We start from the raw sequence: 12,057 nt of genomic DNA, 5'->3' as shown, positions 1-12,057 counted from the left end.
GGCTTTTTTACGCCTGATATTTTCTATTTGCCACTTTTAAAGCCGATATTTATCGGATATAAATGCCTCCATTATCACCAGGGTGGCCTGGCCTTGTTGGCCCGAGCACCTGCCGAGGAGGAATGCATGAGCCGCACTGTCACTGTTGCCGCCACCCAGATGGCCTGCTCCTGGGACCGCCAGGGCAACCTGGAAACCGCCGAGCGGCTGGTCCGCGAAGCGGCTGCCAAGGGCGCGCAGATCATCCTGATCCAGGAACTGTTCGAAACCCCGTACTTCTGCCAGAAGCCCAATCCGGACTACCTGCAACTGGCCACAGCGGTTGAAACCAACGCCGCCATCGGTCATTTCCAGAAGCTCGCCAAAGAGCTGCAGGTGGTGCTGCCGATCAGCTTCTACGAGCTGGCCGGGCGTGCGCGTTTCAACAGCATCGCGATCATCGATGCCGACGGCAGCAACCTCGGTGTGTACCGCAAGACCCATATTCCGGATGGCCCCGGCTACCACGAAAAGTACTACTTCAACCCGGGCGACACCGGCTTCAAGGTCTGGCAGACCCGCTACGCGAAAATCGGCGTCGGCATCTGCTGGGACCAGTGGTTCCCCGAGTGTGCACGCAGCATGGCCCTGCTCGGCGCCGAGGTGCTGTTCTACCCGACCGCCATCGGTAGCGAGCCGCACGACCAGAGCATCTGCTCGCGCGACCACTGGCAGCGTGTGCAGCAAGGTCATGCCGGTGCCAACCTGATGCCGCTGGTGGCCAGTAACCGTATCGGCCGCGAACAACAGGACGGCTACGACATCACCTTCTACGGCTCCTCCTTCATCGCCGACCAGTACGGCGAGAAGGTCCAGGCGCTGAACGAGACCGAGGAGGGTGTGCTGGTGCATACTTTCGACCTCGATAAACTTGAGCACACCCGCAGTGCCTGGGGTACTTTCCGCGACCGTCGTCCGAATCTGTACGGCCCGCTGAAGACCCTCGACGGCGCGCTGCAATCCTGAAAGTTCAGCAAGGATCCTCTATGAAAACGCTTACCAGTACCCCGCGCGCCGACGGCTTCCACATGCCTGCCGAATGGGCGCCACAAACCCAGGTCTGGATGGTCTGGCCCGAGCGCCCGGACAACTGGCGCCTGGGTGGCAAGCCGGTACAGGCTGCCCACGTGACCCTGGCCAAGGCCATCGCCCGTTTCGAGCCGGTGACCGTTGCCGTCTCGGCCGCGCAGTACGACAACGCCCAGGCCCGTCTGGACCTGCCGAACATCCGCGTGGTGGAAATCAGCAACGACGACGCCTGGGTGCGTGATACCGGCCCGACCTTCGTCATCAACGACAGCGGTGAAGTACGCGGCGTCGACTGGGGTTTCAATGCCTGGGGCGGCTTCGAGGGTGGCCTGTACGCGCCGTGGAACCGCGACGAGCAACTGGCCAGCAAGGTGCTGGAGATGGAGCGCTGCCAGCGCTACCACACCGAAGGCTTCGTGCTCGAAGGCGGCTCGATCCATGTCGACGGTGAAGGCACCCTGATCACCACTGAAGAATGCCTGCTCAACCACAACCGCAACCCGCACCTGAACCGCGAGCAGATCGAAGCCATCCTGCGTGACCACCTGGCCGTGGACAGCATCATCTGGCTGCCCGATGGTCTGTACAACGACGAAACCGACGGCCACGTCGACAACTTCTGTTGTTACGTCCGCCCAGGAGAAGTGTTACTGGCCTGGACCGATGATCCGCAAGACCCCAACTATGCACGCTGCCATAGCGCACTTGAGGTGCTGGAAAACAGCCGTGACGCCAAAGGTCGCGCCTTCACCGTGCACAAGATGCCGATTCCGGGGCCGCTGTTCGCCACTGAAGAAGAGTGCGCCGGGGTCGATCCGGTGGCCGGCAGCCAGGAGCGCAACCCGTCGGTGCGCCTGGCTGGCTCCTACGTCAACTTCCTGATCGTCAACGGCGGCATCATCGCCCCGAGCTTCGACGACCCGGCAGATGCCGAGGCTAGAGCGATTCTGGCGCGGGTGTTCCCTGACCATGAAGTGGTCATGATCCCCGGGCGCGAGATGCTCCTGGGCGGCGGCAACATCCATTGCCTGACCCAGCAACAACCGGCGCCAGCCAAAGGCTGAAGTGCAGTAAGAAAACAGCCCGTCGATTGACGGGCTTTTTTATGCGTGGACGACGACCGGCATAGTCTTCTGGCACACCTCTTGTATTTGTTTTGCATTGTATTTCAAACAGATAGACCAGCATGGTTCTGTCACAAAGTTTGAGTAGGTTAGCCGCTCACGGCCCCAGGGAGTACGTGTCGAAATGAATGCAGCAAGTGAGCCGGCTTCGCCCCCATCAGCGGTGAATCACGAGTCCCTCCAGCGCGTGGCGCAGTGGTTGAAACACCATGGAGCAAACCGGGTCAGGAAGGCCGATCAGCGTCGCTCGTTACTGGCGCGTTATCCGGCAGGCCTGCTGAGCGAGGCAGAGCTGGAAGCGCTGCTGGGTGATGGCAGCCGCTAGAGGGTTCGGCAACAACAATGAAAAGGGCGGCATTGCCTGAACAATGACGCCCTTTTTTTATTGCCTGGTGTTTAGAAGCTGTAGGTGCCGGTCACGATCAGGCTGCGCGGGTCGCCAAACTGGATCTGCGCGGCGCTGGTGGCCGAGCTGTAGTAGGTTTTATCGGTGATGTTGTTGAGCGCCGCGCGCAGGTCCCAGTCCTTGGTACGAAAGCCCGCCAGCGCGTCCCAACGGCCATAGCCGGGCAGCACGGCGGTGTTCTGGTTGTCGGCATAGCGCTCGCCGACCAGGGTCAGGCCGGTTTCGCCGTACCAGCCCATTTCCGGTTTCCAGGTAACGAACAGGCTGCCGTTGCGCTTGGCAACGTTGCTCACGCGGTTGCCTTCCTGGCCGTTGTTGTCCTCGACGATGGTTGCATCCTGGATACCGATACCGCCGCGTACGTACCAGTTGCCAACGATGTTGCCGGTGGCGGTCAGCTCGACGCCGCGTGAGCGCTGCAGGCCGCTGAGCAAGGTGATGCCCGGGTTGTTCGGGTCGCTGGTGCGGCGGTTGTAGAGTTCCAGCTCATAGACCGCCAGAGTGGTGCTCAGGCGTTCGTCGAGCCAGTCGCTCTTGACCCCGATTTCCTTCTGCCGGGTCTGCTCCGGGCTGGTTTCGTTGGTATTGCCGGCCGCACCCGGGGTAATGCCGATCAGGCCGCCGCCGACTGGCGAGAAGGTCTTGCTCCAGGAGGCATAGAAGGAGTGTTCCTTCCACGGCAAATAGACCACGCCCAGACGCGGGCTGGTGCTGTTGCTGTCCTGCTTCTCGGAGATACCGCGGACCTTGTTGGTGGTTTGCACTTCGAACTGGTCGAAACGCACCCCGGCCAGCACTTGCCACTGATCATTCAGGCGCAGTTGGTCCTGAAGGTACAGGCCGCGGCTGTCGACCACGGTGTGGTTGTTGCTGGAGACCACCATGGTGCCGTTGTGCTGCAGGTTACGGTTGGGGTTGTTCAGGTCCAGGCCCGGCACCGGGCGAGCGCCTGCGCCGGAAGTCGCTGCAGTGTAGAGGATCGGATCGCGGCGCTGGTTACCGAACTCAAGGCCGGTGAGCAGGGTGTGCTGCAGGCCGAAGGTGTCGAAATTGCCTTCCAGTTCCAGGTTGTTGAACAGGTTGCGGGTGTTCAGGTCCTGCTGCCAGCGCTGGCGGGTAACCTGGTTGGTGGTGGCGTTGTAGCCGGTCAGGTAAGTGTTGTCGAAATCGCTGTTGAGCTTGAACAGGCCCAGGGTGTGGCGCACTTGCCAGGTGTCGTTGAGCTGGTAGTTCAGGCGCGAGCGCAGCGATTGCGCCTTGTCGTCGATGAAGTCGCGCTGGGTATCGCCGTAGGTGGTGTCGCGACCAACGTCGGCCGGGCGGCCGTTGACGCTGGGGATGCCGCGATCGGGGGTACGGTTGTAGCGGCTGTACTCGTATTGCACCAGCCAGTTCAACTGCGGGGTCAGCTGCCAGCTCATCGAGGGTGCGAACAGCTGGCGGCTGCCGTCGATGCCGTCGCGGAAACTGTTGTTGTCCTGGTTGCCCATGTTCAGGCGCAGGCTGATGTTGTCGCTCGGGTCGGCGCTGAGGTCGGCATACAGGCTGCGCAGGTCCTCGCTGCCGCCCTGGGCCTCGATGCTGGAACGGCGGCCGGCTTCCGGCATCTTGCTCACCCGGTTGACGATCCCGCCCTGGCTGCCACGGCCATAGAGCACCGCGGCAGGGCCCTTGAGCACCTCGACCCGCTCGATATTGTGCAGGTCGCGCACGTATTGGCTGTCGTCGCGAATACCGTCGAGGTAGAAGTCGTTGCTGGCATCGAAGCCACGGATGCGCACGCTGTCAAAGCGCGTATCGGCGCCGCTGCTGACGTTGGGGATGCCGCTCAGGGCTTTGCCAAGGTCGTTGCTGCCGTAATCCAGCACGTTGCTGGTCTTCACCGAATCGATAGCCTGCGGCACGTAGCGGGCGGGCGTGGCGGTACGGGTTGCGGTGCTGACTTCACGTACCCGCGGGTCATCGCGTTCACGGTCAGACTCGGCGGTAACCGAGACTTCGGGCAACGTGGTGGTGGCAGCAGTGACCAACCCTGAGCTGAAAAACAGCGACAGGCCCAGGGTCAGGGGAGAGAGGCGGCAAGGGGCAAGCATGACGGACATCCGGGCATTTATTAGAGTGAGGAAATTTTGCGCGAATGATAATGCTTGCCATTTACTAACGTTAATTGTTTCTGGATCTATCGACGAGCTGTTTGTTTCAAAATATTTCTGTCTATCAGCCTTTAGTTTTAGCGGTGAATTTGTACTGTTTTTCGCAACAAAGCTGTAACCCGTGCAGCGTTTTTCGCAACCTTCATCCGGCCTAACCTGACGTCATCATTTTTTCAGGAGGCGCTCATGCCGGTACAAACCACCCTTCACTATGTGTTCGATCCGCTGTGCGGCTGGTGCTACGGCGCCGAGCCGTTGATCAATGCGGCCAGCGGGCTGATGCCGGTTGTGCTGCACGGTGGCGGGATGATGGCCGGAGCCAATCGCCAGAAGGTCTCGGCGCAGTTGCGCGACTTCGTCATGCCCCATGACCGGCGTATTGCCGAGTACACCGGGCAGCCCTTCGGCCAGGACTACTTCGAGGGCCTGTTGCGTGACAACGACGCCGTCTTCGATTCACAGCCACCCATAGCGGCGATCCTGGCAGCAGAGCAGCTCGCCGGGCGTGGCCTGGAGTTGCTGGCGCGCTTGCAGCGTGCGCACTACGTGGAAGGCCGGCGGATTGCCGATGATGGCGTGCTCAAGGCCATCGCCGCCGAGATGGGCCTGCCTGCACCCGCCTTTGCCAGTGCATTGCGCGATGTGGATACCCAGAGCCATATGCGCACCAGTCGTGCGTTCATGGCCAGCGTCGGTGGCCAGGGCTATCCAACCCTGGTGCTGGAACGCGAAGGGCGGCTGCAGGTCATCGACATCGGTCCTTTCCTCGGCAAGCCTGAGGCCTTCGTGCATTGGCTGGACAGGGAGTTCTATCTGAGCGCGGAGAAAGATACCGCAAACGCGGCGTTCTGTGCCGCGGATGGCTGCGATCTGTAAGCAGAAACACTTACTTTTCACGAATTTTTGACATGCTGATCCGCACACGGATAGGATTCGGTCAACGCCTGTAGGCCCATCGGCCAAGAGTCCAGAAAAAAGGCCCGCTGCGAACACTCGCAGGCGGGCTTTTTATTTTCAGACCCGTGAGCGTCAACCCACGCAGGGGGCGTGGTTTTTGGCGTTTGGTCGCAGAGCGTCTTTGACTAAGTAATAAGGAAAATAAAATGTTGAAAACCAGGATCAGTCTGGTCGCGCTGGGGCTTATGGCCGCGACTCAGGCTATGGCCAATGACCAGGCCGAGGCCAAGGGCTTCGTAGAAGACAGCAAAGCCAGCGTTCTGCTGCGCAATGCCTTCATCAATCGTGACAAGAAGCACCATACCAACGACCAGAGCGAGTGGGGCCAGGCCTTCATCGGCAAGTTCTCCTCCGGCTACACCCAGGGCACCGTTGGTGTCGGTGTCGACGCCTTCGGCCTGTACGCAGTGCGTCTGGACGGTGGTAAAGGCCGCAACGGCGGTGGCGGTATCGACTTCTTCAAGCCGGCGGACGGCGACTCGCCGACCAACCAGCAGAACTCCCCGCACAACCTGGCCCGTGGTGGCGCAGCAATCAAGTTCCGCATCTCCAACACTGTACTGAAGTACGGTGACCAGATGCCTGAGCTGCCAGTGCTGCAGTACGACGATGGTCGCCTGCTGCCAGAAAGCTACACCGGTACCCTGATCACCTCCAAGGAGATCAAGGGCCTGGAACTGAACGCCGGTCGTTTCACCCAGGAAGCCCGTAAAAGTGCTGAAGGCCGTGACAGCGGTGGCCTGAAGTCGATCAACGTATTCGGCGGCAGCTACAAGTTCAGCGAAAACCTCTCGGCTTCGCTGTACACCTCCGACGTCGAAGACGTGCTGAAGAAGCACTACCTGGGCGTGAACTACGTTCACCCGATCGCCGACGACCAGTCGCTGACCCTGGACTTCAACGGCTACAAGTCGGACATCGACAAGAAGTACGTCGCTGCCGCCGACCTGACCGGTGACTCCAACACCATCTGGAGCCTGGCGGCTACCTACGCCTTCGGCCCGCACTCGATTACCATCGCCCACCAGCGCAGCACTGGCGACACCGGTTATCAGTACGGCTTCTACCAGAACGCCGGTGGCGTGGGTGACGGTGGCTCGACCATCTACCTGGCCAACTCCTACTGGTCCGACTTCAACGCTGAAGACGAGCGTTCCTGGCAGCTGGGCTACGGCCTGGACTTCGGCGCCTTCGGCGTACCGGGCCTGACCTACAAAGTGGCCTACGTGCGTGGTGACAACATCAACACCCACGGCTTCGGCGAAGGTAAAGAGCGCGAAATCTTCAACCAGTTCAAGTACGTGGTTCAGGAAGGCCCGGCCAAGGACCTGTCCGTCAAACTGCGTAGCTCGTTCCTGCGTACCTCCGAAAGCGTTCGTCAGAACGGCTACAACGACGACGGCAACGAAGTTCGCGTGTTCGTCGAGTACCCGATCAGCATCCTCTGATAGCTGTCTGGTGTCTCCAGCAACCCCGGCCTAGGCCGGGGTTGTTTGTTTTCGCCGCACAGCAGGTTTGATCGCCTGCACCTCGCCGCTCTCCGGCTCGAAGCTGTCGCTGCGGGCCATGCGCCACATCCGTGCATAGAATTCACTGTCGATCGAGCCGCTGAGCAACTCACCGGGCTTGAGGAACACATGCAACTGCGAAAACAGGCGGATCTCGCTGGCGCTGATGCGCCGAACCAGGTGCTTGGGCTTGAGCTCGGCCGGGTGATCCAGGCCTGCAGCAGCCAGCATTTCGGCCAGGGCATGCAGGGTGTTGCGATGGAAGCTGTAAACCCTGTCGGCCTTTTCCGGCACCACCAGGGCGCGTTGGCGTAACGGATCCTGGGTCGCCACGCCGGTCGGGCATTTGTTGGTGTGGCAGCTTTGCGACTGGATGCAGCCGATGGCGAACATGAAGCCGCGGGCCGAGTTGACCCAGTCGGCGCCAATGGCCAGCACGCTGGCAATGTCGAAGGCGCTGACGATCTTGCCGCCGGCACCAATGCGAATCTTGTCGCGCAGGTTCAGGCCCACCAGGGTGTTGTGCACGAACATCAGCCCTTCGCGCATCGGCACGCCGATGTTGTCGCTGAACTCCCGTGGCGCGGCGCCGGTGCCGCCTTCCTTGCCGTCGACGACAATGAAGTCCGGGACGATGCCGGTAGCCAGCATGGCCTTGGCGATACCCATGAATTCCCACGGGTGGCCAAGGCAGAACTTGAAGCCCACCGGTTTACCGCCAGACAGCTCACGCAACTGGCCAATGAACTGCAGCAGTTGCACGGGGCTACGGAAGGCGCTGTGCGCCGCCGGTGAGATGCAGTCCTGGCCCATCAGCACGCCACGGGTGGCGGCGATTTCGGCGCTGACCTTGTGCCCAGGCAGGATCCCGCCGTGGCCGGGTTTGGCGCCCTGGCTGAGCTTGACCTCGATCATTTTCACCTGTGGGTCGCCGGCCTGTTCGGCGAAACGCTGCGGATCGAAACGACCCTCCGGGGTGCGGCAGCCAAAATAGCCGCTGCCGATTTCCCAGATCAGGTCGCCACCGTGCTCGCGGTGATGGGGGCTGATGCTGCCTTCGCCGGTGTCATGGGCGAAGCGGCCACGTTTTGCGCCCTTGTTCAGCGCGGCAATGGCATTTGCACTGAGTGCCCCAAAGCTCATCGCCGAGATATTGAAGATCGACGCCGAGTAAGGCTGGCGGCACTGCGGGCCGCCGATGTTGATGCGAAATGAGGCAGGGTCGGGGGTTTCGACTGGCAGCATGGAATGGCTGATGAACTCGAAGCCTGGCCGGTAGACATCGTTGAGCGTACCAAAGGCCTTCTCGGCGCTCTCGTTCTTGGCCCGTGCATACACCAGCGAGCGCTGGGCCCGGGAGAACGGCAGCTTGTCATCGTCGCCTTCCAGCAAGTACTGGCGGATCTCCGGGCGGATGGTTTCGATCAGGTAGCGAATGTTGCCCAGGATCGGGTAGTTGCGCCGCACCGCGTGGTGGCTCTGGCGCAGGTCATTGAGGCCGACCAGGCTGAGCAGGGCGCTGATCAGGGTGAACGGCCACAACCAGGAATGGGCAGAAACAAACGGCAGGCTGGCAAAACTGAAAACGAGACAGCCGACAAGGCAGGCGTAGCGGCTGGGAAGCGAAGCTTTCATGGATCTTCCGCTGATATGAGAGATCCTTCCTAGGATAGGCAAAGCGTCCCGCCAGAAAACCAGTGGTTTCGGTAAAACACTTTTATCCCGGGCGTGCTTGCCAGAGGGCCGTGCTCATGCGCAGGGTGTGGTTGCCCGGGCAAGTATTTGCAGAAACGCCTCGGCTGCCCGCGAGCGCCGCTGGCGGTGGCTGATGGCGAGCAGGTCGATGCTGGCGGCTGCTTCGTTCAGGGGCCGGTAGCACACGCCGCGCTGGTTCAGGGCACGGGTGCAGGCAGGCACCAGGGCAATGCCCTGGCCGGCGGCTACCAGGGCAATGATCGAAGTGATCTGCCGTCCGCGCGGGCCCCGCAGCAAGGGCAATTGGCAATGCTGGAACAAGCGCTCGATGGCATCGTTGAGCCCGGTGCCTTGCTCGTCGGTGTACAGCACCACAGGATGCGCTTGCAGCTGGGTGAGGCTGATGGTGTCGAGTGCCGCCAGCGGATCGTTCGTGGCCAGTGCCACCAGCAGCGGCTCCTGGTCGAGTGGCTGGACGTGCAGCTCCGTGAACTCCTGGGGTGGCAACAGCCGACTGAGGCCGATTTCCAGGGTGCCTTCGACGATGTTGCGCCATTGCGCGCTGGAGGCTTCTTCAACCAGGGTCAGGCGAACCTGCGGGTAGGCGTGGGAAAACTGCTGGATTGCCTGGGTGAAGTGGTCACTCAAGGCCACCGAGCTGGCATAGCCGATGCTCAACTGCCCGGCTGTGCCGGCGGCCAGCTTGGCGGCGAAGCTTTCGCTGCGTGTCAGTTGCTCCAGTACCCCGCGGGCGTAAGGCAGGAACTGCTGGCCTTCGCCGGTCAGACTGACTGCACGGCTGCTGCGCTCGAACAGGCGAAAACCCAGCTGGCTTTCCAGGGCCGAGATCTGCCGGGTCAGTGCCGGTTGCGCCAGGTGCAGGCGCTGCGCGGCGCGGCCGAAATGCAGGTCGTCGGCGACGGCAATGAAATAGCGCAGCTTTCGCACATCGAGCATGTTGCACCTTGAGGTATCAATCGGTCGGAAATCGGTATTGGCCAGTGCCAATGACCGCACCTTATAAACAATACTCGTCACTGTAACGAGTTTTCCCATGCAATCGCGCCTGTCTGCCGCACGAATCGCGATGTTCCTCTGCGGATGCGCCGCGTTTCTGCCGCTCTACGCTACCCAGGGCATCCTCGCCGAGCTGGCGCAGAGCTTCGCCGTGGATGCGCGGCACGTCAGCTGGAGCATCACCGCCACGACCCTGGCCGTGGCCCTGGTCGCGCCCTTCGTCGGCGTGCTGACCCGGCGCTGGAGCCAGAAGACCGTGCTGGTGGCGGCAACCCTGTTGCTCAGCGTGCCGGGCTTGATGCTGGCAGGGGCCAGTGACCTCAACAGCCTGCTGTTCTGGCGCTTTGTCCAGGGCATGCTGATCCCGGTGATCTTCGCCACCAGCGTGGCTTACGTCGGCGAGCGCTGGCAGGGGGCGAAAGTCACCGAAGTTACCAGCCTGTACGTCGCCGGGACCATTCTCGGCGGTTTCGCCGGGCGTTTTCTGACCGGGGTCATGACCCAATACCTGGGCTGGCGCGAAGCGTTCATCCTGCTGGCGTTGCTGACCGTGCTGATCGGCCTGAGCATTCACCGGCTGCTGCCCAGCGGCGCGCGCCTGATCGAAATCACCATCGCCAACAGTCGTATCAGCATGCTGCGCAACCGACCGTTGCTGGCGGCCTATCTGGTTGGTTTCTGTGTGCTGTTTTCGCAGATCGCCACCTTCACCTATGTCGGCCTGCACCTGCTGGCCGCGCCGTTCAACCTTGGCGTTGCCGCGCTGGGTTCGGTTTATGCGGTGTTTTTGCTGGCGCTGGTGGTCACGCCGATTGCCGGCAAGCTGGCCAGCGCCAGGCCGCCGGCGCACTTGGTGGTATTCGCCGGGGTACTGGGGCTGCTGGGCTCGATGCTGACCTTGCTCAGCAGCCTGTGGTGGATCGTGCTGGGGCTGGCGCTCAGTTCCACCGGCGTGTTCCTGGCCCAGGCGGCGGCCAATGCCTTTGTTACGTCCACTGCCAGGCACAACAAGGCCGGCGCGGTGGGCTGCTATCTGACGTTCTATTACCTGGGCGGCAGCGTCGGTGCGCTGTTGCCGGCGCTGCTGTGGCAGCGCTGGGGCTGGTCAGGCTGTGTGCCGCTGATCATGGCCGCGCAGTTGCTGGTGATGCTGATCGCCTGGTTCGGCTGGCAGCCCACCGATTCCACCGACAAGAACGCGTTCAAAGAAACCGCTGACCCCTCCATTACAAGGACGTAAATACGCCAATGAACACCGTGATAGCCCTGCACAGCAAGCTGCTTTCGATCGTCGAGCCGGTCCTCAATGACATGCCGGCCAGCACCCTCAAGCACGCGTTGTTCGAAGCCTTCTGGGCGGTAGAAGAAGAGCTGATGGAGATTGAAAAGGCCTTTGCCCTGTTGACTGAGCGCAAGCATTCACCGGCAGTGCTGCGCAAGTTCTTCGCCAGCTGGTCGAAAACCAACAACTCCGCGGCCAGTGTCTCGGGCCTTGCCAACCGCCTGACCCTGCTGGCCCGCTCCGACGCCGGCTCCATGGCTGCCGACCAGCTGTATCGGGCCTGCGGCAGCCTGCAGCGGATCACCGATGAAGACCTCGGGGCCCTGGGCAATACCCTGCACGCCGATTTGTTCTACAACATGGCGACGCCCCTCTGCGGTGATGATCAGTGGATGCTCAAGGCCAACTGCCTGCCTTCGGCCCAGTCCTTCAAGGACTGGACCGATCGCCAGCGCCTGCGCGAGCGCGACCTGCTGCAAGGCCTGCTGACCACCCTGGTGCATGAGGTTTATACCCACGGCGAGGTCGAGTTCATCCATCCGTTGTTCAAGCAGTGGTTCGTCCGTGACATGGGCATACCGGCAGAGCGCGCGCGGGCAACGGTGGCCTGGGTCACCGTGCACACTGGCGGCACCGAGAGCAATCATTTTGCCCACGCGGTGGCGGCGGTCGAGCAGTTTGTCGAAGCCATGCAGATCAATATCGACCAGGCGGCGGCGCGAGAGATTTTCGAGCACTACCTGCGGTTGAAGGCTGGCGTGATGAAGGAATGCGCCGAGCTGTTGCACTGACCGCTGGATAGGCCGCGCGCAGGCACAGTTCGCTGCCGGCTGAACCCAACTCCGGC

Annotated in this window: 10 protein-coding genes; 7 read left to right on the top strand and 3 right to left on the bottom strand. The window is 61.8% G+C overall.

Annotated elements, in window-relative coordinates; translation table 11 throughout:
* The first annotated feature begins 126 nt into the window (after positions 1-126).
* The 3 genes from aguB (at position 127) to ACZ9A3_RS22280 (ending at position 2,517) form a co-directional block, all read left to right on the top strand.
* Entirely contained in the window at positions 127-1,005 is an 879-nt protein-coding gene (aguB, locus tag ACZ9A3_RS22290; protein ID WP_093378447.1) for an N-carbamoylputrescine amidase, read from the top strand.
* 20 nt (positions 1,006-1,025) lie between these two features.
* Positions 1,026-2,132, top strand: a complete 1,107-nt coding sequence (gene aguA / locus ACZ9A3_RS22285; protein WP_093378450.1) for an agmatine deiminase — start codon at positions 1,026-1,028, stop codon at positions 2,130-2,132.
* A 184-nt stretch (positions 2,133-2,316) separates the two neighbouring features.
* Positions 2,317-2,517 (top strand): hypothetical protein, encoded by a 201-nt coding sequence (locus ACZ9A3_RS22280; protein ID WP_045201186.1) that lies wholly within the window; start codon positions 2,317-2,319, stop codon positions 2,515-2,517.
* Between the two features lie 71 nt (positions 2,518-2,588).
* Here ACZ9A3_RS22280 and ACZ9A3_RS22275 read toward each other — a convergent pair whose 3' ends face one another.
* Positions 2,589-4,691 (bottom strand): TonB-dependent receptor, encoded by a 2,103-nt coding sequence (locus ACZ9A3_RS22275; RefSeq protein WP_476253129.1) that lies wholly within the window; start codon positions 4,689-4,691, stop codon positions 2,589-2,591.
* A gap of 246 nt (positions 4,692-4,937) precedes the next feature.
* Between ACZ9A3_RS22275 and ACZ9A3_RS22270 the strand changes: the two genes are divergently transcribed.
* Positions 4,938-5,627: a DsbA family protein gene (locus ACZ9A3_RS22270; RefSeq protein WP_093378455.1), complete on the top strand. Its 690-nt coding sequence runs from the start codon at positions 4,938-4,940 to the stop codon at positions 5,625-5,627.
* 227 nt (positions 5,628-5,854) lie between these two features.
* Positions 5,855-7,156, top strand: coding sequence for an OprD family porin (locus ACZ9A3_RS22265; RefSeq protein WP_045201189.1), 1,302 nt, complete (start codon positions 5,855-5,857; stop codon positions 7,154-7,156).
* 30 nt (positions 7,157-7,186) lie between these two features.
* Here ACZ9A3_RS22265 and ACZ9A3_RS22260 read toward each other — a convergent pair whose 3' ends face one another.
* Both ACZ9A3_RS22260 and ACZ9A3_RS22255 read right to left on the bottom strand, forming a co-directional pair.
* The gene (locus tag ACZ9A3_RS22260; RefSeq protein ID WP_093378458.1) at positions 7,187-8,851 is read right to left on the bottom strand and encodes an FMN-binding glutamate synthase family protein; all 1,665 of its coding nucleotides are present in this window, start codon (positions 8,849-8,851) and stop codon (positions 7,187-7,189) included.
* A gap of 114 nt (positions 8,852-8,965) precedes the next feature.
* A complete protein-coding gene (locus ACZ9A3_RS22255; protein ID WP_093378461.1) occupies positions 8,966-9,868 on the bottom strand; it encodes a LysR family transcriptional regulator in 903 nt (300 codons plus the stop codon).
* A gap of 97 nt (positions 9,869-9,965) precedes the next feature.
* On the opposite strand from ACZ9A3_RS22255, the gene ACZ9A3_RS22250 reads away from it, so the two are divergent.
* Both ACZ9A3_RS22250 and ACZ9A3_RS22245 read left to right on the top strand, forming a co-directional pair.
* Positions 9,966-11,168, top strand: a complete 1,203-nt coding sequence (locus ACZ9A3_RS22250) for an MFS transporter (RefSeq protein ID WP_045201192.1) — start codon at positions 9,966-9,968, stop codon at positions 11,166-11,168.
* 8 nt (positions 11,169-11,176) lie between these two features.
* On the top strand, positions 11,177-12,001 hold the full coding sequence (locus tag ACZ9A3_RS22245; RefSeq protein ID WP_045201193.1) for a hypothetical protein: 825 nt from the start codon (positions 11,177-11,179) through the stop codon (positions 11,999-12,001).
* Positions 12,002-12,057 lie beyond the last annotated feature (56 nt).

This window comes from Pseudomonas sp. TE4620 (genome assembly GCF_056279045.1).
The sequence above is the reverse complement of the archived record's forward strand: the minus strand, read 5'-3'. Positions and strand labels throughout refer to the sequence as shown.

Excerpts from the sequence above, each read along its gene's own strand:
- aguB (WP_093378447.1), top strand. The coding sequence starts at position 127 with ATGAGCCGCACTGTCACTGTTGCCGCCACCCAGATGGCCTGCTCCTGG.
- aguA (WP_093378450.1), top strand. The coding sequence starts at position 1,026 with ATGAAAACGCTTACCAGTACCCCGCGCGCCGACGGCTTCCACATGCCT.
- ACZ9A3_RS22280 (WP_045201186.1), top strand. The coding sequence starts at position 2,317 with ATGAATGCAGCAAGTGAGCCGGCTTCGCCCCCATCAGCGGTGAATCAC.
- ACZ9A3_RS22275 (WP_476253129.1), bottom strand. The coding sequence starts at position 4,691 with ATGCTTGCCCCTTGCCGCCTCTCTCCCCTGACCCTGGGCCTGTCGCTG.
- ACZ9A3_RS22270 (WP_093378455.1), top strand. The coding sequence starts at position 4,938 with ATGCCGGTACAAACCACCCTTCACTATGTGTTCGATCCGCTGTGCGGC.
- ACZ9A3_RS22265 (WP_045201189.1), top strand. The coding sequence starts at position 5,855 with ATGTTGAAAACCAGGATCAGTCTGGTCGCGCTGGGGCTTATGGCCGCG.
- ACZ9A3_RS22260 (WP_093378458.1), bottom strand. The coding sequence starts at position 8,851 with ATGAAAGCTTCGCTTCCCAGCCGCTACGCCTGCCTTGTCGGCTGTCTC.
- ACZ9A3_RS22255 (WP_093378461.1), bottom strand. The coding sequence starts at position 9,868 with ATGCTCGATGTGCGAAAGCTGCGCTATTTCATTGCCGTCGCCGACGAC.
- ACZ9A3_RS22250 (WP_045201192.1), top strand. The coding sequence starts at position 9,966 with ATGCAATCGCGCCTGTCTGCCGCACGAATCGCGATGTTCCTCTGCGGA.
- ACZ9A3_RS22245 (WP_045201193.1), top strand. The coding sequence starts at position 11,177 with ATGAACACCGTGATAGCCCTGCACAGCAAGCTGCTTTCGATCGTCGAG.